Origin of the sequence: Yersinia sp. 2540 StPb PI (genome assembly GCF_052217165.1) — a bacterium.
GTDB classification, from domain to species: domain Bacteria; phylum Pseudomonadota; class Gammaproteobacteria; order Enterobacterales; family Enterobacteriaceae; genus Yersinia; species Yersinia enterocolitica_E.
This window is the reverse complement of the sequence record NZ_JAZGQC010000001.1, coordinates 1,243,469-1,265,286: the sequence shown is the minus strand read 5'-3', so window position 1 is coordinate 1,265,286 and position 21,818 is coordinate 1,243,469. Positions and strand designations below refer to the sequence as shown.

Genomic DNA, 21,818 nt, shown 5'->3' with positions numbered 1-21,818 from the left:
TAAATCGCATATTGCCGATAGCATGACTATTATTGCATCAATTAAATCTTATAATAGAATGGCGGCGATTTATTATGCGATCGCTGCAATGAACATGTGAACCATGCCGCCCTACAGGAAGCGCAAAAATGAACACCGCAACTTGCGCAATTAACGGCGTCAGCAATTATGAACGCGACTATCCGCTAAAACTAATGACGCTATGGCGTGTCTGGCGGGCCTGTGCTTCTATTTTATTACTTCTCTCTGGCTTACTTGCCCCCTTACCATCAATGGCTGCGGATAACATCAATGAAGCCCTTATCCATGAACGCAGTAATGCCGCCACCAAAATGGTGTTGGGTATTATCAGCTATGCACGCTGGCCCGTGGCCCCCGTCGTAACGCGCTTGTGTGTGGTAGCCCCGACAATCTATGCAGAAGAGCTGTTTAATCCCGCGTTTATGGAAACCACACATCCCATTAAAACTCAGCGCTATTCCCTCTCGGATAGCTCGATTGCAACCAATTGCGATGTCGTTTATCTGGGGCGTACCGAGCGACAACAGCGTCAGGAGTTGACAGCCCGACTGTCGGGATATCCGATTCTTACCATCAGTGAAGATTATGACGAATGTACATTTGGCAGTGCATTTTGTTTGTTACTGGAAGGTAAGCAGGCTTCTTTCAAGGTCAATATGGATGCATTGGCACGCGGTGGGGTAAAGGTTCATCCCAGTGTGTTGCAACTTGCGCGTAAAAAGACAGACGCATTATGAATTCAACACAGAATAAGTCAGTCAAACAGACAAAAAATCGTCCAAACATCGCGAAGCTCCCCACTCTGGGACGGGTACTTGGTCGTATACATCTGACGGTGGCATTGGTCTCGGTCGCAACGGCAGGTATTTTTCTCACACTGGCGGCACTATTTGCCTTGCGGGTGTATGCCGACCATAACCTACATTTAATTGCCCGTTCAATCAGTTACACCACTGAAGCTGCCGTGGTGTTTGGTGATAGCGTGGCCGCTAACGAGGCGCTGTCCTTGATTGCGGCAAATGAAGAAGTTGCCCAAGCTAAAATTCTCGATGTGAATGGCCGAGAAATAGCTAACTGGACGCTACCAAAAGATAGTCCAATGTATGATATGGAACAAAAAGTCGCCCGTTGGGCTTTGCCTGAGCCGGTGGTACTCCCCATGATGCATGCCGGTAATGAAGTCGGCAGCATCGTGATTGTTGGCCATGGTGGTAGTCTGCTACGTTTTCTGTTGCAAGGGTTAGTGGGCTTATTCGTCTGCCTAATTCTCAGCACGTTAGTGGCACTATTCCTGTCGCGCCGGATGCTGTTTGGCATTATCGAGTCGTTGAACAAAATCACCGAAGTTGCTCATAGTGTTAGCCGCCACCGCAGTTTTGGTCAGCGAGTGCCGTCAGCAAAAATTGTCGAACTTAACGAATTAAGTAATGACTTCAATGGATTACTTGATGAGCTCGAGGTTTGGCAAGCCCATTTAACGCAGGAAAATGACTTTCTTGCACACCGTGCTGCCCATGATAGCCTGACTGGATTGGCTAACCGTGCTTTCTTTGAGGGCCGACTAAGCCGCACGTTGAGTGATTGCGCCGATGATGAACAACTGGCCGTGTTATTTATTGATGGTGATCACTTCAAAGAAATCAATGATAACTATGGTCATGCAGCGGGAGATCTGGTGCTGACCGCGATTGCCGATCGTATCCGCGCACTGTTACGTGAAACCGATTTGGTGGCACGTTTGGGCGGCGATGAATTCGCCGTATTACTGGCACCGATCCACGACACCGATGATGTTGTTACCATCGCTAATAATATTATCGACAGTATGAATCAACCTATTGATTTGGTAGATGGTAGTGAGATAACCGCCTCTATCAGCATCGGTATTGCGATTTACCCTGATCATGCGCTGACCCCCGAAGAGCTATTACAACGGGCCGACGAAGCCATGTATCAAGCAAAGAAACGTTTCCAGTTCGGTGGCAGCGTCATTGCCTACCAATCGGATATTACTCTTACTGAAAGCTTAGGATAGGTGACATGCAGGGATTGAAAAACAACAGTCTGATAAGCCATATCTGGATGAGTTTTTTCGCCATGAGTTTATTGATATTGGCGGGGTGTCAGGCAACCAAACCACCAGGATTAACACCCGAGCAGATTGCAGCCTTACAGGAACAAGGATTTAAATTAACTGAAAATGGCTGGGAATTTGGTCTGGCAAACAAAGTGTTATTCGATAGTGACGTGAAAAAATTGAATCCGTCTGGCGGGCAAACAGTACAAAACATTGGCCGTGCGCTATCGAGTGTGGGCATTACTCATCTGCGGGTTGATGGGCATACTGATTCCATCGGTAAAGATGAGTATAACCAACAGTTATCGCTGCAACGTGCCTCTGCGGTAGCGGATGCACTGGCAACCATAGGTATTCCGCGAGCCAATATTGAGGTACGAGGCCGCGGTAAGTTAGAGCCGGTCGCCGATAACCGTACCCCTAAAGGGCGGGCAGAAAACCGCCGGGTGGCCATGATAGTCACCGCACCCTAACCTTTTTGCGTTCCCAACGAGTGCTACAGGGAGATATAAAACGACTCTCACCGAATCACTTAAGTGATTCGGGTTAGCGACAGCAGCGAACACACCTGCGACTTGAAAGATGCCACCAACATATACCCTATAGATTTCGAGCCGCAGGAAGGCAGCAAAGGAGGTAATCCCGATGAGCTTACAATAAGTAAGTGATTCGAGTTAGCGACAGTAGCGAACACACCTGCGACTTGAAAGATGCCACCAACATATACCCTATAGATTTCGAGCCGCAGGAAGGCAGCAAAGGAGGTAATCCCGATGAGCTTACAATAAGTAAGTGATTCGAGTTAGCGACAGTAGCGAACACACCTGCGACTTGAAAGATGACGGGTATAGTAAAACGGGCTACACTCCGCACCAGATATCCTAATAAAAACTGATCTAGAGAGGCAGACGCAACGTGGCTCAATACGTCTATTCCATGCATCGCGTCGGCAAAGTAGTTCCGCCGAAACGACATATTCTGAAAAACATCTCCTTGAGTTTCTTCCCTGGGGCCAAAATTGGTGTGCTGGGCCTTAACGGCTCGGGTAAATCTACCCTACTGCGTATCATGGCTGGCATTGACACTGATATTGAAGGCGAAGCCCGCCCGCAGCCTGGTATCAAAATTGGTTACCTGCCGCAGGAACCTAAGCTAAATCTTGAGCAAACCGTGCGTGAGTCGGTTGAAGAGGCGGTGGGTGACGTTAAACGCGCGCTGACCCGTCTGGATGAGGTTTATGCACTGTACGCTGATCCTGATGCTGATTTTGATAAGCTGGCGAAGGAACAAGGCGAGCTGGAAGCGATTATCCAGTCTCATGATGGCCATAACCTGGATAACCAGTTAGAGCGTGCTGCCGATGCTCTGCGCCTGCCACCGTGGGAGGCCAAAATTGCCAATCTGTCCGGTGGTGAACGTCGTCGCGTGGCAATTTGCCGCCTGCTGCTGGAAAAACCCGATATGTTGTTGCTGGATGAACCAACTAACCACTTGGATGCCGAATCCGTGGCTTGGCTGGAGCGCTTCTTGCACGACTATGAGGGCACTGTTGTCGCCATTACCCATGACCGTTACTTCCTTGATAATGTGGCGGGTTGGATTCTGGAACTGGACCGTGGCGAAGGTATTCCGTGGGAAGGCAATTACTCCTCATGGCTGGAGCAGAAAGATGCTCGTCTGGCACTGGAAGCCTCTTCCGAAGCCGCACGTCGCAAGTCTATTGAGAAAGAGCTGGAATGGGTTCGCCAGAATCCAAAAGGCCGTCAGGCGAAAGGTAAAGCACGTCTGGCCCGCTTTGAAGAACTTAACAGCGTTGAGTATCAAAAACGTAATGAAACCAGTGAATTGTTCATTCCGCCGGGTCCACGGTTGGGCGACAAAGTGCTGGAAGTTGAGCACCTGAGCAAGTCTTACGGTGACCGTCTGCTGATTGATGATCTGACCTTTGCGCTGCCGAAAGGGGCGATAGTGGGGATCATCGGGCCAAACGGGGCCGGTAAATCAACCCTGTTCCGCATGTTATCTGGGCAGGAACAACCTGATTCCGGCACGATTTCACTGGGCGATACCGTGCAATTGGCATCGGTTGATCAGTTCCGTGACAACATGGACGACAGCAAAACCGTATGGGAAGAAGTCTCCGGCGGTCAGGACATCATGAAGATCGGTAACTTTGAAATTCCAAGCCGTGCTTATGTAGGCCGCTTTAACTTTAAAGGGATTGATCAGGGCAAGCGTGTGGGTGAGCTGTCCGGTGGTGAGCGCGGCCGTATCCATTTGGCCAAACTGCTACAGGTTGGCGGTAACATGTTGCTGCTCGATGAACCGACTAACGATCTGGATATCGAAACGCTGCGCGCACTGGAAAACGCCTTACTGGAATTCCCGGGTTGCGCGATGGTTATTTCCCATGACCGTTGGTTCCTTGACCGAATTGCTACCCATATCATCGACTATCAGGATGAGGGCAAAGTGGCGTTCTTCGAAGGTAACTTTACTGAATACGAAGAGTGGAAGAAACGCACTCTGGGTGCCGAAGCACTGGAACCACACCGTATCAAGTATAAGAAGATGACCAAGTAATATGACATCGGCTCATCACGTGAGCCGATTAAAGCCGCTATTCGGCTCATCAAATGAGCCGAATACTCCAGCGACTCTCTCCCCCCAACAAGCCGCCAACCACCAGAATTCCATTCTGTGATCGTTATCATTCTTACCCACTGAATTTTGCCAGTATTCCTTGTCCTAAGGCAGTCAGCCGAAGGTGACAAGACTGCACACTATTTAGACTCCTTCGTCATCAGCGGTTTATGCGCCCTTCTGGTTCTGCGCCTACCCGCACCATCACAACGAAGGATAATAAGATGAACAATGCGATTATATTGGGGATAATTTGGCATCTGGTGGGCGCTGCCAGTGCGGCGTGTTTCTACGCGCCGTTTAAGCAAGTTAAAAAGTGGTCATGGGAGACCATGTGGTCGATTGGTGGCCTGGTGTCATGGCTTATCCTACCCTGGACGGTCAGCTATTTGTTATTGCCTGATTTTTGGCAATATTACGGCTCCTTCAGCATAGCAACCCTACTGCCAGTATTTCTGTTCGGTGCCATGTGGGGGATTGGTAATATCAACTACGGCCTGACCATGCGTTACCTCGGCATGTCGATGGGGATTGGGATTGCCATCGGTATCACCCTGATTATCGGCACATTAATGACCCCCATACTGCAAGGGCGCTTTGATGTACTGCTCGGCACTGCTGGCGGCCAAATGACCCTGCTGGGCGTCGTCGTGGCACTGATCGGGGTAGCTATTGTCAGTTACGCTGGATTACTGAAAGAACGCGCCATGGGCATTCAGGCGGAAGAGTTCAACCTGAAGAAAGGGCTTATTCTGGCGGTGATGTGCGGTATTTTCTCAGCCGGTATGTCATTTGCCATGGATGCCGCGAAACCGATGCATGAAGCCGCCAGCGCATTAGGGATTAACCCTCTGTATGTGGCGTTGCCAAGTTACGTCATCATCATGGGCGGTGGGGCCATCATCAACCTGAGTTACTGTTTTATTCGTTTAGCCAGCCTCAAGAATTTGTCGGTCAAAGCCGATTTTTCTATCGCCAAACCGCTGTTGATCACTAATATTTTGTTCTCAGCCTTGGGGGGATTGATGTGGTATCTGCAATTCTTCTTCTATGCCTGGGGTCACGCCAAAATCCCACCACAGTATGACTATATGAGCTGGATGCTGCACATGAGTTTCTATGTGTTGTGTGGTGGTATTGTGGGTCTGTTACTCAAAGAGTGGAAATGCTCTAGCAAGAAACCAGTGACGGTGCTGTGTATTGGTTGTCTGGTGATCATTCTGGCAGCAAATATAGTCGGTTTGGGTATGGCAGCATAATCGCAAAACTAAAGATAAAATGGTATTGGCGGGTGACGTTAAGCAACGTCCTCGCCAATTGGCATTGCTAAATGATGGTCGTACCCTGCGGCTGTTCTGCTTCCCGCCTATTCTTACCCGCGAATAACGGTGCTCGAACAAAACGCTGGCGATAGTCGCGTGGTGTCATGCCTGCTTCACGCGTAAAAACGGCAGAGAAATAATTACTGTCCTCAAACCCGCAACGCGCAGCAATATCACTGATGCGATGCTCACTTCCCCGCAGCAAACATTTGGCATGACAAAGGCGAATTTGGCGTAAATAATGGCTGATACTCATTCCGGTCTGTTGGCGAAACAGTTGTTTAAGTGAACGTTCAACCAACTGATTTTTATGGCAGAACTCTGCCATATCAAAATGCGTTGCCAGGCTTTGTTGTACGGCAGACATCACGAGATCTAGCTGTTCACCATCGGGCAATAGATGTGCCTGTTCAGCTCGGTAGCGATGGCGTTTTAGTACGATGGCGAGTTGCAATAATAGCGCCTCCGTCAGTTGTATCGACCAGGAATCTGTCTTACGTGACTCCTGTGCCAACTGATGAATAATCGGCCGAGCCTGTGCCATGCCCTGCGTGGTTAACCGCCAGTATCCTTGATTCTGCTCATGCCCAAATAGAGGTAATAACTTATGCCACTGTGCATTTAGGTGTAACCGTTCCGGGCAATAAATAATGTTATCTAATACCAAGTCATGCACGGATTCGTAGCTATGATGATCTGTGGCTTGAATATAAAAAACGTCGCCACAGGTAATGCGGTAAGGATGGTCATTTAGGACATGTAACCCGTTACCCCGCCAGACAATCACAATCTCGCAGAATTGATGGGTATGCTCTGCGAAGACTTCCTGCGGGTATCGGTTGGTTACCGCCACCGGCATCTGCTCCGATGGCAAATAATCCCGGCTTTCTAACCGCAGTGGTATCCGCATGTTTATCGCCCTATATTTACAGGTCAATTAATAAGCAGCTCATTATCATGAAACTACCGATTTTTACCGTGATGCTATTCACGCCTCCACGGGTTGCACTACAGTTGACGGCGCAAATCACGGGGAGACTGAGAAAACTCCCGCTTAAACAGCGTTGAAAAATGATTGCTGTCACCGAAACCACATTGGTAGGCAATCTCGGTAACGCTATTGTCGCTGTAACACAATTGATGACGCGCCTGTAGCAAACGCAAACGCGTCAGATAACGTTGTGGGGTCATGCCGGTCTGGTTTTTTAACTGCCGATGGAGGGTGCGTAATGGTAAAGCAAAGCGATCAGCCAGTTCCGGCCACTCAATTACCTCACTGTAGTGGTTCTGTAGCCAGTCTAATAATTGGCATAACCGCCCTTCCTGATCCTCACCCACCTGCGCCCGACACCCTTGCCACAGTTGTACCAACAACTGCATAAACACACTTTCATGTAGTGCAATATCTTCAGCTTGCTCACTGTGAGGCGAGTGCTCAAGGCAGCGAATCAAGTGTTTTACTTGCTGTAAAACCTGTCCATTAATCCGCCAATGAGAGGGGTAAACCCCTTCCGTTTCACGTGGCAGAAAATGTTCTACGCCAGACAAGAAACGAAAAGCATCGGGCGCACGGAATAAGACGTTGGTGAGGAACAAACCGTCGGTTGACTCAAACAGGTGACTATCATGGTCACGGACAAAACAAACACACCCTCCGCTTAAGGTGTAGGGGTTGCCATTAAACACATGGACCCCGGCCCCCTGCTCAACAATAATAATTTCATAAAAATCATGATGATGCTCTGGAAATACTGGTTGTGGCGCCCGGGTTTCAATTGCAACCGATGCGGAACTTGAAGAGAAAAAATCAATACTGTGCAAGACAGTCATCTTTTGCCCTCTTTCAACAGGCATGGCGAAATCGCCCTGCTTCAGCTCTCGATAGTAAAAGCAGCAGCGGTAATGAAACCTTCAATTTTTGACGTTAAAAGCGACTTTAGCGGTGATTTTTTTTAGATAAGTGCAGCAATGTTGAAAAGTATGCGCAGGGTCACAGGCGAGCGATGTCCTGTTTAAATACGAAACTGTGAGCTGTTTCACTTTCACTTTCGTCATTTTGCCAGCAAGCCATAGGGGCTGGCAGTGATGAGAAGGTGGTAGGTAAGGCAAGTTTCTACACTGTGGGCATTGAGAAATGACAGGCCACTAATCATGCCCACACAATCAGCAGTGACACCATCTATCAGCCCACGGCACATAGTCGCCATTGACCTTGGCGCATCCAGCGGGCGCGTGATGCTGGCGAGTTATCATCCCAGCCAACAGCAACTTGAGCTGCGAGAAGTTTGCCGCTTTGCTAATCAGATTAAATCCATTGATGGTACCGATGTCTGGGATATTGATGCTATTGAACAATCAATCCGTCAGGGCCTGAATCAGCTCGATAGCGAAGGGATTCAGCTCGACAGCATTGGCATTGATAGCTGGGGTGTTGATTTTGTTTTACTTGATAAGCAAGGGAAACGAGTCGGACAGCCAGTCTCCTACCGCGACAGTCGTACGCAGGGTGTGATGGAGCAAGCGCAACAAACGCTGGGAAGCAGTGCCATTTATCGCCGTACCGGTATTCAATTTTTACCGTTCAATACCTTGTATCAATTACGGGCATTAAGCGAACAGCAACCGTATTTGTTGGCCGATGTCGCCCATCTGTTACTGATCCCGGACTATTTGCACTATCGTCTTACTGGCCAGCTTAACTGGGAATACACCAATGCCACTACCACCCAGTTACTTAATATTGAAACCAATGATTGGGATAGCGATCTATTAGCCTATGCCGGCGTACCGGCCCATTGGTTTGCCAAACCCACTAAACCCGGCAATACCATCGGCTATTGGCCAGGCGCCAGCGGCCAGCAGGTGCCGGTCATTGCCGTTGCCAGCCACGATACTGCCAGCGCGGTACTTGCCGCACCATTGATTGATGCGGATGCTGCCTATCTTAGCTCCGGTACCTGGTCATTGATGGGGTTTGAAAGCCTCACCCCCATAACCCATGGGCAGGCGCTGGCCAGCAATATCACCAATGAAGGTGGCGCTGAAGGCCGCTATCGGGTACTGAAAAATATTATGGGTTTGTGGTTACTGCAACGGGCCACTGATGAGTTGCAGATTAAAGACCTGCCGCAGTTGATCGAACAGGCGGCACGCCAACCAGCTTGCCGCTCGCTGATTAACCCCAATGACAGCCGCTTTATCAATCCAGCCAATATGTGCGGCGAGATTCAGAACGCCTGCCGCGAATATGGCATGCCAATCCCCACCACCGCAGCCCAACTGGCTCGTTGTATCTTTGATAGCCTCGCCATGTTGTACCGGCAAGTTGCCCAAGAACTGGCAGAGTTACGCGGGCGTCCAATCAGCCATTTGCATATCGTCGGTGGCGGCTGCCAAAACCAATTCCTTAATCAGCTCTGTGCTGATGCCTGTGGCCTGAATGTCACCATGGGGCCGGTTGAGGCCTCGACACTGGGCAATATTGGCAGCCAATTAATTGCACTGGGAGAGGTGAGCGATGTTGCTCACTACCGCCGTATCGTGGCGAATAACTTCCCACTCCACCCTTTATCCCCTCACGACAATACTGACTTTGCAGCCCATTGGCCGCAATTCCAGTCACTGAGTCAATTACCTAAGGAACTTTGCATATGACGAACTCTATTGAACAGGCCTGGAGCCTGGCTAAACAGCGATTTGCCGCCGTCGGCGTGGATGTTGATGCCGCACTTGCCCGCCTCGATATCCTGCCGGTCTCCATGCATTGCTGGCAAGGTGATGACGTCACCGGTTTTGAAAACCCGGATGGCGTACTGACCGGCGGGATTCAGGCCACCGGTAACTACCCCGGTAAAGCGCGTAATGCTGCTGAGTTACGTTCTGACCTCGAGCTGGCCCTAACATTGATTCCCGGCCCTAAACGACTAAATTTACATGCAATTTATCTCGAATCGGATACCCCCGTGGCTCGTAATAAAATTGAGCCACGTCACTTTAGCCGCTGGGTTGAGTGGGCTAAAAAACATCATCTGGGATTGGACTTCAACCCATCCTGCTTCTCTCATCCACTGAGTGCCGATGGTTTTACCCTGTCTCATGCCAACCCTGAAATTCGCCAATTCTGGATTGAACATTGTCAGGCCAGCCGCCGGGTCTCTGCCTATTTTGGTGAGCAACTAGGGACACCATCGGTGATGAATATCTGGATCCCCGATGGCATGAAGGATACCCCCATCGACCGTTTGGCACCCCGCCAACGGCTGCTATCAGCACTGGATGAGGTTATCAGTGAAAAGTTAAACCCAAACCATCACATTGATGCCGTCGAAAGCAAATTGTTTGGTATTGGGGCTGAAAGCTACACCGTCGGCTCTAACGAGTTTTACATGGGATATGCCGCCAGCCGCCAGACCGCACTGTGTCTGGACGCCGGTCACTTCCACCCGACTGAAGTGATTTCCGACAAGATCTCTAGCGCCATGTTGTATGTTCCGCGCCTGCTACTGCATGTCAGCCGCCCGGTGCGTTGGGACAGCGACCATGTGGTCTTGCTCGATGATGAAACACAGGCTATCGCCAGCGAAATTATCCGCCACGACCTGTTCGACAGGGTACATATCGGTCTCGACTTCTTTGATGCCTCCATCAACCGTATCGCCGCCTGGGTCATTGGCACTCGCAACATGAAGAAAGCCTTGCTGCGCGCCTTATTGGAACCGACCGAGATGCTACGCCAATTGGAACTGCGCGGTGACTACACCGCACGCCTGGCGCTGCTGGAAGAACAGAAATCCCTGCCATGGCAAGCCATCTGGGAAGGGTATTGTCAGCGCAACGATGTGCCAGTCGATGCCCGCTGGCTCAATGCAGTACGTGATTACGAACAACAGACTCTCAGCCAACGTTAAGGACTCATGATTATGCAAGCTATTCAATCTTCCTGGTTTATTCAGGGAATGATTAAAGCCACCAGCGATATGTGGCGCAAAGGGTGGGATGAACGTAACGGTGGCAATATCAGCCTGCGCTTACTGGCTGAAGAGGTTGAACCCTATCGTGGTGATTTCGCAGCGCAACCACGTAACGTAGAACTCACTCAACCCGCCCCCGAACTGGCGAACAGTTGGTTCTTAGTCACCGGTTCTGGCAAATTTTTCCGCAATGTTGAGTTAAACCCAGAAGACAATCTGGTACTACTGCAAGTCAGCAATGATGGTATGGCTTATCACATTCACTGGGGCCTGCCCCAAGGGGGGCTGCCAACCTCAGAGCTTGCCGCGCACTTCCAATCTCATATTGTTCGCATGCAAGTCAGTGCTGGCAGCAACCGAGTGATCATGCATTGCCATGCCACCAATCTGATTGCTCTGAGTTATGTACAAAAACTGGAAAATGCCAGCTTCACTCGATTGTTATGGGAGGGCAGCACCGAGTGTCTGGTGGTGTTCCCCGACGGTATCGGCATCGTGCCATGGATGGTGCCGGGAACCGACGGTATTGGTAGCCAAACCGCCGAGCAGATGCGTGAACACAGCCTAGTGCTGTGGCCATTCCACGGTATTTTCGGCAGTGGGCCAACACTGGATGATGCCTTTGGTCTGATTGATACCGCCGAGAAATCCGCCGAAATCATGGTGAAAGTCCTGTCGATGGGTGGCAAGCAGCAAACCATTTCTCGTGAACAACTGATAGCACTCGCGGCTCGTTTTGACGTGACCCCATTAGCCGCTGCACTGGACGTTTAACCCCTTCGACCAACGCTCCGGTTCAGGCCGGGGCTGGTCATTATCTGGTCTGCTTTCTTTGAGGAGCACAGCATGAGCTTTATGTTGGCACTACCAAAAATCAGCTTGCACGGCACAGGTGCAATCGAGGATATGGTTAAATTACTCGGTGACAAACAGTGGGGCAAAGCCCTGATTGTCACTGATGGGCAATTGGTCGAGCTCGGCCTACTCGACGGTCTGTTCGCTGCGATGCAGCAGCATCAGCTACCTTATGCCTTGTTTGGCGAGGTATTTCCTAACCCTACCGAAACGTTAGTACAGGCAGGATTCACTGCTTTCAGGCAGCATCAGTGTGACTATCTGATAGCTTTTGGTGGCGGTAGCCCAATCGATACAGCCAAAGCCGTTAAAATTTTGACCGCCAATCCGGGGCCATCCACGGCGTATTCCGGTGTCGGCAAAGTAAAACAGAGCGGCGTCCCTCTGGTCGCCATCAATACCACCGCCGGAACAGCCGCAGAACTGACCAGTAATGCAGTGATTATTGATAGCCAGCGGCAAGTAAAAGAAGTCATTATCGACACCAATATCATTCCTGATATCGCCGTCGATGATCCCGCTGTCATGTTGAATATTCCCGCCAGTGTGACTGCTGCGACCGGAATGGATGCCCTCACCCACGCTATCGAAGCGTACGTATCGCTGGGCGCACACACCCTAACCGACCATTCAGCGCTTGAATCTATTCGCCTGATCAGCCAATGGCTGCCTCTGGCAGTCGATGACGGTAAGAATCTGCACGCACGTGAAATGATGGCGTGCGGCCAGTATCTGGCGGGGATGGCATTTAACAGCGCCGGGCTAGGTTTAGTGCATGCACTGGCCCATCAACCAGGTGCTACCCATAACCTTCCACACGGGGTGTGCAATGCTATTTTACTGCCAATCATTGAAGAGTATAACCGCCCACAGGCAGTCAGCCGTTTTGCCCGCATAGCACAAGCCATGGGGGTAAATACTCAGCAGTTGACTGATGAGCAAGCCAGCCATCAAGCGATAAGCGCCATTCGGCAGTTGTCACAACGTGTTGGCATTCCTGCCGGATTTTCAGCATTAGGTATTCAGGAAAGTGATATCGAAGGCTGGTTAGATAAAGCGCTGGCGGATCCTTGTGCTCCTTGTAACCCACGTACTGCGGACAGAGATCAAGTCCGCGCACTGTACTTACAGGCACTTTGATCGGAGTAATATCATGATACGCAAAGCCTTTGTAATGCAGGTTAACCCTGATGCCCATGCAGAATATCAGCGGCGGCACTCACCCATCTGGCCAGAACTGGAAGCGGTACTGAAAGCCCATGGCGCTCACCACTATTCAATTTTTCTCGATGACACGCGCAATTTGCTATTTGGTTTTGTCGAAATTGAATCAGAAGAGCGCTGGAATGCCGTGGCCCAAACCGCCATTTGCCAGCGCTGGTGGCAACATATGGCCGATGTGATGCCAGCCAACCCTGATAACAGCCCGGTAAGCCAGGCACTACGAGAAGTGTTCTATTTGGCATAGCTCGCCCGATGTGGAGCCTGGCTCCACATCTTTCAGGACGTTGCCAGTCCCTGCACATAGTCTTCAAACACCGGATGACCTATCACCACATCAATAAAACAGCTCAGCGCCGGTGAGTTCAACTTACGACTCGGATACACCAGATACAGCTCATTACCTTCAGCCTGCCATTGTGGTAACACTTCCACTAATTGACGGTTTGCCACCACTTCACGGCTTAAAAATGCCGGTAATAGGGTGATACCACCACCTGCCAGGGCACATTCACGGGCATACAGTAGATTATCAGTGACATGTAGCGCAGGTACCTGCCAGCGGTAAAACTCATCTTCACGGCGTAAAATCAGCGCCTGCCAGGCACGGTGGGCAATGCAGCGGTGAGTATCCAGTTGCCTTGGATGAGTGAGTGGCGGATGCTGTGCCAGATAGGTGGGTGACGCCAACAGATAGCGTGGCGCATAGCCCAATCGGCGGCCAATCAGTGACGAGTCCTGTGGCTTACCGGTGCGCAATGCCACATCGAAGCCTTCTTCAACCAAGTCTACCATGGTGTCCGAGACTAACACCTCCAACAGCACATCCGGGTATTGCCGCTGGAAATCTGTTGCCAACCGCGCCAGTAAAGTCGCGCCCAGCCCTGCCGGAGTTGAGATGCGCAAGCGGCCACTGGGGTTATCCTTCAGGCGTTGCAGCGACAGATCAGCGCGCTCTGCGGCTTGTAGCATCTCCTGACAATGCACCAGATAGCGCTCACCGGCAAAGGTCAGGTTCAGCTGACGGGTGGTTCGATTGAGTAAACGGATACCTAAGTTTTGTTCTAATTGACTGATGCGCTGGCTGACACTGGATTTCGGCAAACCCGCCATTTCAGCGGCGCGGGTAAAGCTGCCACACTCCGCGACTCGTGCAAACAGCGCCATATCCTGAAGTTGTTTAAACATGATTGTTTATCTTAGACGAACACTGCGTTAGTGATTGTCCATCTTATCACCACCACCAAGAAGGTCTAGACTCAATCCATACGCTAAACAGGAGTATTACCATGTCAGTTAAAGCCATTGCCGTGAACCCGCAACAACCCACCGATTTTATTGAAGTCGCTCTGGACTCACTCACTCCCGGTCCGTTTGATTTGCTGGTTGAGGTTAAAGCCGCATCCATCAATCCGGTTGATACCAAAGTACATGCTGGCCTGAAGAAGAATGGCCTGCAACAGCCGCGAATTCTGGGTTGGGATGCCGCTGGAGTGGTCATCAGCGTCGGTGCGAACGTCACCGAGTTCCGTGCAGGTGATGAAGTGTGGTATGCCGGCGATATCACCCGCCCCGGTAGCAATGCTAACCAACAGTTGGTTGATGCTCGCATCGTGGCCCACAAACCCCGCTCATTCAACTGGGCGCAGGCCGCTGCATTGCCATTAACCGCAATAACTGCGTGGGAAGCGCTGTTTGAACATCTAAAAATTCAGCACGCCAGTGCCGGACAAAGTTTATTGATCATCGGGGGAGCGGGCGGGGTTGGCTCATTAGCTATTCCTCTGGCGGCATTACGTAGCCCGCTAAAAGTGATAGCAACAGCATCACGGCCAGCATCAGCCGCCTGGTGTCGTGAACGTGGAGCGGACTTAACCGTTGATTATCACCATCTGAAAGCTGAGCTGGCAGAAGAAGGTATTGATAAAGTTGATTATATTCTTTGCCTGAATGACACCGACGGCCACTGGCCCGCAATCAGTGAGCTCATCGCACCATTGGGGCAAATCTGTACCATCGTTGAGAATGAAAAACCGTTGGATCAGAATCAGTTAAAACTAAAAAGTGCCGCCCTGCATTGGGAATTTATGTTCACCCGCAGTATGTTCTCTACCCCGGATATCGCCCAACAAGGGCAAATTTTAAAACAGGTAAGCCAGTTGGTGGATGAGGGCAAACTGCCAGGCACCTTAAGTGAAACACTGCACGGCCTAACAGTGGAAAACCTGCATGCCGCCCACGCGCAAGTTGCAGGCGGGCATATGCAGGGTAAAGTGGTTATTGCTTACTAAATATATTATTAAAAGGGCTATTTTATTTGCCATTTTACATTTGGGCAGTGCTCACAAAATGCATACATTTTGAACGCCCTTAAGGGCGGCCCGTAGGGGGAGCGTAGCGAATAAAATCCTCACGTAGCCATGATTTATAAGGTCATGGTATACGCTCCGGTTTCTGTGCGCTGTCCGCATGCAAACTGACTGCAACAATCACGCCCTCAGATATCAAATTTTCATCAACCCTATTGTTGTACATCACTCAATAATGAAGGGCGGGCAAGGCGTTGCAGGTCCGCGGCCAGTAACTGCTGCACCAGTTCGACGCAGCGCAGAAAGCGTTCATCATAGTCTGCCGATTCGACGTGAACATATTCGATATTGTTACTGCACAACATCTGCTCCAGTAAGTTCTGGAAGGATTTGCGGTCACGATCGCTCCCCAGGCTGCGCAAACCATCGGCAACCCACGGCGTATTATTTTCCAACAAAATAACCAGATCAAAACGGTATTCATCAATCAGCGCCTGCACGAAGGGGTGCTCTTTGCCTTCATACTTTTTGCAAAAGGCCTGCGTGGTAACAAAGTCAGTATCGATAAATGCCACTTTGTTGGCGTATTTCACCGCAAAATCCACATACTGTGCCTGCCCCAGCGCGATTTTGTCGTAATCAGAATATTGCAACGCCATCTCATCGCCGCCAAGATGGGAGAAGACATAATCCCGGCCATATTCCCACGCACTGGTAGTATTGAAGATATTGGCTAACTTATTGACCAAAGTGGATTTCCCACTGGATTCACCGCCCAGTATCGCCACAGTACGGACAAAAAATGGCTTCACTTCAGTCGGAATATAGTCCCAGTAACGGAAAGGGTCACGGCGGATCTGGCGACCACTGATATTCATAAATGAGCGCTGTGGATCAATCAGGATGGTTTCGATGCCAAATTGCTCGTTGTAATGCGGCGCATCCTGGCTTTCGCTGGAATAAATAAAATTCGGAACAATGCCTTTTTCATTCATAAAGCTTTTTACGCCATGGCTCCACACATCCCAGCCATGGGGGTACGGCTCGATACCGTGCTCATCAAACGAATGAATATGGATATTTTTCTGATATTTAAAGGTTTGTAACAACCAGCGCAAACGGTCACTGACCGTCGGTTGCTGTGACATCGAACTGTTCTCAAACAGCTCACGATCGCGTGGCTCATCGAAACAAAGAATGATGTGCAACTCGTCAACCTGGCTACAGGCGCGCTGGATTAAATAGATATGGCCGGTATGCAGCGGGTAAAATTTACCAAACACCACGCCGACTTTTTTCTCACGGCGGGGAAACTCCAGCCCGAGGAAACGGTGCAGAGCTTCAAGCTTTTGCGCACTGGGGCTTTTGATTTTGTCGTTGAGTAGCTGGCTTAAATAACCTTTGGTCATGCCGTTGCATTCGGCCACTTGCTGTAAGGTGCAACCCTTTTGCTTAATTGCTGTTTTGAGATAGTCGAATTGCAGCATACCGCCTCCTTGTTTAGTGCGCTAAACAAAAATAACACAGTATGCTGCAAGATGAACACGACTAAATTAGCGGTTATAAATCCTCTAACACCGCCAACGCATCAGCCAATTTCTTCACACCGAACACCTGCATATTGGGCAGGGGCTTCTTCGGCATATTGGCATACGGCACGATAGCGCGTTTAAAACCGTGTTTGGCCGCCTCAGAGATACGCTCTTGACCACTGGGTACTGGGCGAATTTCACCGGCTAGCCCTACCTCACCAAACACCACTAAATCCTGTGGCAGCGGGCGGTCACGCAAGCTGGATACTAGCGACATCAGCAATGCCAGATCAGCACTGGTTTCTGTCACTTTCACACCACCCACCACATTGACGAACACATCTTGGTCCGACATCTGTAATCCGCCATGGCGATGCAATACCGCCAGCAAGATTGCCAGCCGGTTCTGTTCCAGACCGACCGCCACCCGACGTGGGTTGGACATCATTGAGTGATCGACCAGTGCCTGAATCTCTACCAGCAGCGGGCGAGTCCCTTCCCATACCACCATCACCGAGCTACCAGCAGTGACTTCATCCCCACGGCTGAGGAAAATCGCCGACGGGTTGCTAACTTCACGCAAGCCCTGTTCGGTCATGGCAAATACGCCTAACTCATTAACCGCACCAAAGCGGTTTTTGTGGCTACGCAGCGTACGGAAACGAGTATCACCGTCACCATCAAGCATCACAGAGCAGTCAATACAGTGCTCCAGCACTTTCGGCCCGGCCAGTGAACCATCTTTCGTCACATGGCCCACCATGATAATGGCGACACCCCGGGTTTTGGCAAAACGGGTCAGGTAGGCGGCCGTTTCGCGCACTTGGGCCACGCTGCCCGGCGACGACTGAATATCCGCCATATGCATCACCTGAATGGAGTCGATCACCATCAAGCGCGGCTGCTCTTGCTCAGCAATCAAGCAAATTTGCTCGATACTGGTTTCCGACAGCATATTGAGGCCCGCAGTAGGCAACCCCAAACGATGCGCACGCATCGCCACCTGCTGCAACGACTCTTCGCCGGTGACATACAGGGTTTTCATGTTTTCAGACAGCTTGCACAGCGTTTGCAACAGTAAGGTACTTTTCCCCGCGCCGGGGTTACCACCAATCAGAATGGCACTGCCCGGCACTACACCACCACCCAGCACCCGATCAAACTCCAGAAAGCCCGTTGAAAAGCGCGGTAGTTCGTCCAGACTGATATCTGACAGCTTCTGTACCCGGCTGACGCCTGCATCACCGGCATAGCCACCAAAAAGCTCATTGCGCGACGACGACGAGGTTGCCGCCGCCAGCCTGATTTCGGTAATGGTATTCCAGGCATTACAGGCACTGCACTGCCCCTGCCAACGAGGATAATCGGCACCACACTCATTACAGACAAATGCTCGTTTTGGCGCTTTAGCCACGGTTCACCTCAATTTAATTAGCTCACACCTGCCTGAACCCCAAATTACCTAATAGGCGTAATTGTTGCAGGCAGTTTGAGTGCAGACAGCGCGCAGAAACCGCAGCGTACACCATGACGTTGTAAACCATGGCGACATGAGGATTTTATTCGCTACGCTCCCCCTACGGGCCGCCCTTAAGGGTGTTCAAAATGCATGCGTTTTGTGAGCACTGCACAAGCTCAAAAATGGCAAATAAAACAGCCTATTTCATCGTTCTTCATGCTTCAGACTGCCGGTCAAAATGCAAAGAACACTCAGCAAATCACCGTGACGGATCGCCACTTTCGCTTTGGCATACACCTTCGGCTTTGCATGGAAAGCCAGCCCTAAACCGGCGGCTTGCATCATTTTCAGGTCATTGGCGCCATCGCCGATAGCCACTGTTTGAGCAATAGGGATATTGAGTTTTTCCGCCAACTTGAGCAGGGTATCGGCTTTATATTGTGCATCGACAATCGGCCCTAACACTTTGCCGGTCAGCTTGCCGTCTTTGATTTCAAGTTCATTGGCTGCCACATCGACCAGACGCAGTTTGTCGCGCAGATATTCAGCGTAATAAGTAAAACCACCGGAGGCGATCGCCACATGCCAATCTAATGCCTGAAGCTTACGGACCAGGCTGGTCAGCCCCGGCATCAATGGCAGTTGGTCACGTACCTGTTTTAAGATATTGGCATCCGCCCCTTTCAGGGTGGCAACCCGCTGGCGCAGGCTGGCGGCGAAGTCCAATTCACCTTGCATGGCGCGTTCGGTGACGGCAGCCACTTCTTCGCCAACACCGGCGAGCTTGGCAATCTCATCAATACATTCGATTTGGATGGCAGTTGAATCCATATCCATCACCAGCAGGCCCGGGGTACGCAAATGCGGGATAGCCCCCAGAGGGGCGACATCAAGACCGTTTTCATCCGCTAACGTTTTAATCCGTGGGGTTAAACTGCCGGCCAAACGGATGACCTGATAATCCTCCACACACCAGGCGGAGACAATCACCATGGCGGCACCCAATTGGCCCTGAAAACCCGTAATACGCTGTTTATCCAGCTTTCTACCGTACAGTAGCCAACCTGTATGACCGGCACGATAATCCAGCGGCATGACCTCATCACCACTGAGCGAAAGTGGCAGACCTGGCCATTGATAGATCTCCGCGGGGAGATCGCAATAGGTCAGACTATTAGACATGAATGACTCCTGTAGAAAACGGGGTAAAGACCAGACAAAAGGACGCATCAAGCTATCCTATCGCCCTTGCTTCTGGCAACATAAAGTCACCGATTCTTGCAAGGAACCTGCATGGCTAAGGCCAAACTAAAATTCCGACTGCACCGTACGGCTATTGTGCTGATTTGCCTGGCATTATTAGTCTTGCTGATGCAAGGTGCATCCTATTTCAGCCTCAGTCATCAACTCGCTCGTTCGGAACAAGTTGAAGAGCTGGCGAAAACACTGGCAAAACAAGTCACTTTCAGCCTCGCCCCCATCATGGACAGTGGGGATGATGATATCGACAGCCAAAAAGTTGACGAAATTCTCCAGCAACTGACGCAATCAAGCCGCGTATTGGATGCCAGTGTATATCAAATTGACGGAACGCTGGTCGCCAGCGCCGGAGAGAACGTAAAAGTACGTGATCGACTGGCTTTGGATGGTAAACGCCCCGGCAGCTATTTCAACCACCAGATTGTCGAGCTGATCCCCGGAAAAAGCGGGCCAAGCGGCTTTCTGCGTATGACGCTGGACACCCATGTGCTGGCGACGGAATCCAAGCAAGTGGATAATACCACCAATTTGCTGCGCTTGATGATTCTCGTCGCGCTGGCGGTGGGGATCATTCTGGCTCGCACTCTGCTGCAAGGTCGCCGCAGCCGTTGGCAGCAATCACCTTATCTGCTCACCGCCAATACGCCGGTCAAAGAAGATGAGGATGAAACACCAGAGACAGCTGCCAGTCAGGCAGATGCAGATAAAAAGACGGGCGATAAATAATACTGCGGATAGATATTATGCCATGCGCTCAATTAGCGTGGTGAGAGAAAGCAGTTGTCCCTGCATCTGTCGGGCAATAAGTTTGAATTCATTACTGATGTTCGAGTGATCTATCACCCGTTGCCAGAATATATTTGCCAGTTGCTGTGCGCGTTGCCAGTGCAGTTTGCTGATATCAACAGATAAAGAGATTTCCGGCACGTTGTGGCGCATATTCCCCGTGCTCGTCGGGGCAAATGCCATTGGCAACATATCGTAAACTGGCGCTAATGATAGTGGTGTGTTCTCAGGATGCAGAAAGGAAAGATTACCTTGGTGCATATCGGTATTGGCGATTAATTTGCCAAATGCCCAGATAACGTTAACCTGTTCTAATGCCGGCGCGGCCAGTAATCCTTTATCGACTAATTGTTGGCAAACTTGTGGCCAACTGGCGACTGGGTTGCCAACAAATTCGGCATTAACCGCCTCTAAAGAAACTATCCCTAAACGACCACGCTGCCCGCAGCGATCAAATCGCTCTACCTCAAGGAATATTTGCCTACCAACACCCTGTAAAACCTGACTTGTGGCCGCTTTATAACCCCCATTATTCAAGGTGCTAAGTGCAAGCGACTCAGATATCAGTAGGTCACCCCAGCGCCGACTATTGGCGTTTTGTGAAGAGGCAGAAAATTTGACAATAACATATGACGAAGGCCGCTCCAGATTCCCTGCATAACAAGTAAATTTCGGTTGTTCGCCGCCCGCAGAAGAACCGACCATTTCACCCGCCAGAGCCATTTGAGAAAGTTCTGCATAACGAGATAACTTATCTACCGGATCGATAGGTATCGCATCAGGTGCTGCTAACCAATGTTGATAACTTTGTTGTCCAATCAATATATTGCCATTCATATCATCGGCCTGACGTGACAGAGCTAATAAGATATGGTCTTCATTCCACAAACGAACGTCATCGGTGAGCTGTAACTTACCTGCAACTGACTTCCCCCAAATCCGCCCGAGAAACCCCTGAGGCCGCATATCAGTCAAATACCACGGCAAGCTATCAAATAGCTGCCATGTATCAGATGCCAGTTGATGTACACAGCACATTTCAGCCGGATGGATAGGATAGAGTATCGCGACATGGGTTGCATGACCCTGCTCATCGATACGATATAGCGGAAATGCATGCTCTGCGGCACTATCTCCAGCAATGTACCGCCGCAAGGCATATTGTGTTGCTTTGCCTTTACCTATTTTCAGCACCCTCTCTTTTAACCCGCTTAACTGCCGGGAAACCGTGGGTTGACTGATTGCCATAGCTTGCGCCAGATAGCTCGCGGTCGCCGGTTTTTGGCGTAATAACGTTTCCAGAGAGAGCATATGAATAGATTCGTGAATAGAATGATGAATAGATTTATAGCGCTAATTATCT

Annotated in this window: 20 protein-coding genes; 12 read left to right on the top strand and 8 right to left on the bottom strand. The window is 50.5% G+C overall.

Annotated elements, in window-relative coordinates; all coding sequences use genetic code 11:
• The first annotated feature begins 128 nt into the window (after positions 1-128).
• The 5 genes from V1956_RS05685 (at position 129) to rhaT (ending at position 6,000) form a co-directional block, all read left to right on the top strand.
• Complete coding sequence (locus tag V1956_RS05685; RefSeq protein ID WP_372557961.1) at positions 129-758, top strand: YfiR family protein; 630 nt, start codon at positions 129-131, stop codon at positions 756-758.
• The gene (locus V1956_RS05680; protein WP_372557960.1) at positions 755-2,056 is read left to right on the top strand and encodes a diguanylate cyclase domain-containing protein; all 1,302 of its coding nucleotides are present in this window, start codon (positions 755-757) and stop codon (positions 2,054-2,056) included. The genes V1956_RS05685 and V1956_RS05680 overlap by 4 nt, the downstream gene beginning before the upstream one ends.
• Before the next feature lie 5 nt (positions 2,057-2,061).
• Positions 2,062-2,571 (top strand): OmpA family protein, encoded by a 510-nt coding sequence (locus tag V1956_RS05675; RefSeq protein ID WP_372557959.1) that lies wholly within the window; start codon positions 2,062-2,064, stop codon positions 2,569-2,571.
• 442 nt (positions 2,572-3,013) lie between these two features.
• The gene (gene ettA / locus V1956_RS05670; protein WP_083160659.1) at positions 3,014-4,681 is read left to right on the top strand and encodes an energy-dependent translational throttle protein EttA; all 1,668 of its coding nucleotides are present in this window, start codon (positions 3,014-3,016) and stop codon (positions 4,679-4,681) included.
• Between the two features lie 284 nt (positions 4,682-4,965).
• Complete coding sequence (gene rhaT, locus V1956_RS05665; RefSeq protein WP_372557958.1) at positions 4,966-6,000, top strand: L-rhamnose/proton symporter RhaT; 1,035 nt, start codon at positions 4,966-4,968, stop codon at positions 5,998-6,000.
• A gap of 67 nt (positions 6,001-6,067) precedes the next feature.
• Here rhaT and rhaR read toward each other — a convergent pair whose 3' ends face one another.
• From rhaR to V1956_RS05650, 3 genes are all read right to left on the bottom strand, one after another.
• Positions 6,068-6,973, bottom strand: coding sequence for an HTH-type transcriptional activator RhaR (rhaR, locus tag V1956_RS05660; RefSeq protein WP_083160663.1), 906 nt, complete (start codon positions 6,971-6,973; stop codon positions 6,068-6,070).
• A 98-nt stretch (positions 6,974-7,071) separates the two neighbouring features.
• Positions 7,072-7,893 carry an HTH-type transcriptional activator RhaS gene (gene rhaS, locus V1956_RS05655; RefSeq protein WP_442825783.1) on the bottom strand — a complete coding sequence of 274 codons (822 nt, stop codon included), beginning with the start codon at positions 7,891-7,893 and terminating at the stop codon, positions 7,072-7,074.
• Between the two features lie 221 nt (positions 7,894-8,114).
• Positions 8,115-8,270, bottom strand: coding sequence for a phosphoribosylaminoimidazole synthetase (locus V1956_RS05650; RefSeq protein ID WP_372557957.1), 156 nt, complete (start codon positions 8,268-8,270; stop codon positions 8,115-8,117).
• Between V1956_RS05650 and rhaB the strand changes: the two genes are divergently transcribed.
• The 5 genes from rhaB to rhaM all read left to right on the top strand — a co-directional run bounded on the left by rhaB (position 8,260) and on the right by rhaM (position 13,356).
• Positions 8,260-9,717 (top strand): rhamnulokinase, encoded by a 1,458-nt coding sequence (gene rhaB / locus V1956_RS05645; RefSeq protein WP_442825782.1) that lies wholly within the window; start codon positions 8,260-8,262, stop codon positions 9,715-9,717. The genes V1956_RS05650 and rhaB overlap by 11 nt on opposite strands.
• On the top strand, positions 9,714-10,970 hold the full coding sequence (locus V1956_RS05640) for an L-rhamnose isomerase (protein WP_372557956.1): 1,257 nt from the start codon (positions 9,714-9,716) through the stop codon (positions 10,968-10,970). Before rhaB ends, V1956_RS05640 begins: the two co-directional genes overlap by 4 nt.
• A gap of 12 nt (positions 10,971-10,982) precedes the next feature.
• Positions 10,983-11,807, top strand: coding sequence for a rhamnulose-1-phosphate aldolase (rhaD, locus tag V1956_RS05635; protein ID WP_420070886.1), 825 nt, complete (start codon positions 10,983-10,985; stop codon positions 11,805-11,807).
• Between the two features lie 72 nt (positions 11,808-11,879).
• The gene (fucO, locus tag V1956_RS05630; RefSeq protein ID WP_372557954.1) at positions 11,880-13,028 is read left to right on the top strand and encodes a lactaldehyde reductase; all 1,149 of its coding nucleotides are present in this window, start codon (positions 11,880-11,882) and stop codon (positions 13,026-13,028) included.
• 13 nt (positions 13,029-13,041) lie between these two features.
• Positions 13,042-13,356 carry an L-rhamnose mutarotase gene (gene rhaM / locus V1956_RS05625; RefSeq protein ID WP_083160673.1) on the top strand — a complete coding sequence of 105 codons (315 nt, stop codon included), beginning with the start codon at positions 13,042-13,044 and terminating at the stop codon, positions 13,354-13,356.
• A gap of 32 nt (positions 13,357-13,388) precedes the next feature.
• On the opposite strand, the gene V1956_RS05620 is transcribed toward rhaM, so the two are convergent.
• Positions 13,389-14,297, bottom strand: coding sequence for a LysR family transcriptional regulator (locus V1956_RS05620; RefSeq protein ID WP_442824895.1), 909 nt, complete (start codon positions 14,295-14,297; stop codon positions 13,389-13,391).
• 101 nt (positions 14,298-14,398) lie between these two features.
• Here V1956_RS05620 and V1956_RS05615 point away from each other — a divergent pair, with 101 nt between their 5' ends.
• A complete protein-coding gene (locus tag V1956_RS05615) occupies positions 14,399-15,400 on the top strand; it encodes a zinc-binding alcohol dehydrogenase family protein (protein ID WP_372557952.1) in 1,002 nt (333 codons plus the stop codon).
• A 230-nt stretch (positions 15,401-15,630) separates the two neighbouring features.
• Here V1956_RS05615 and nadR read toward each other — a convergent pair whose 3' ends face one another.
• The 3 genes from nadR to serB all read right to left on the bottom strand — a co-directional run bounded on the left by nadR (position 15,631) and on the right by serB (position 19,591).
• A complete protein-coding gene (nadR, locus tag V1956_RS05610) occupies positions 15,631-16,905 on the bottom strand; it encodes a multifunctional transcriptional regulator/nicotinamide-nucleotide adenylyltransferase/ribosylnicotinamide kinase NadR (protein WP_372557951.1) in 1,275 nt (424 codons plus the stop codon).
• A 73-nt stretch (positions 16,906-16,978) separates the two neighbouring features.
• The gene (gene radA / locus V1956_RS05605) at positions 16,979-18,364 is read right to left on the bottom strand and encodes a DNA repair protein RadA (RefSeq protein WP_442824894.1); all 1,386 of its coding nucleotides are present in this window, start codon (positions 18,362-18,364) and stop codon (positions 16,979-16,981) included.
• A gap of 249 nt (positions 18,365-18,613) precedes the next feature.
• Positions 18,614-19,591, bottom strand: coding sequence for a phosphoserine phosphatase (gene serB / locus V1956_RS05600; protein ID WP_083160679.1), 978 nt, complete (start codon positions 19,589-19,591; stop codon positions 18,614-18,616).
• Positions 19,592-19,702: 111 nt separating this feature from the next.
• On the opposite strand from serB, the gene V1956_RS05595 reads away from it, so the two are divergent.
• The gene (locus tag V1956_RS05595; RefSeq protein ID WP_372557949.1) at positions 19,703-20,395 is read left to right on the top strand and encodes a YtjB family periplasmic protein; all 693 of its coding nucleotides are present in this window, start codon (positions 19,703-19,705) and stop codon (positions 20,393-20,395) included.
• Positions 20,396-20,410: 15 nt separating this feature from the next.
• Here the strand turns inward: V1956_RS05595 and yjjJ are convergent, their stop codons facing one another.
• A complete protein-coding gene (gene yjjJ / locus V1956_RS05590) occupies positions 20,411-21,766 on the bottom strand; it encodes a type II toxin-antitoxin system HipA family toxin YjjJ (RefSeq protein WP_442824893.1) in 1,356 nt (451 codons plus the stop codon).
• Positions 21,767-21,818: the final 52 nt, after the last annotated feature.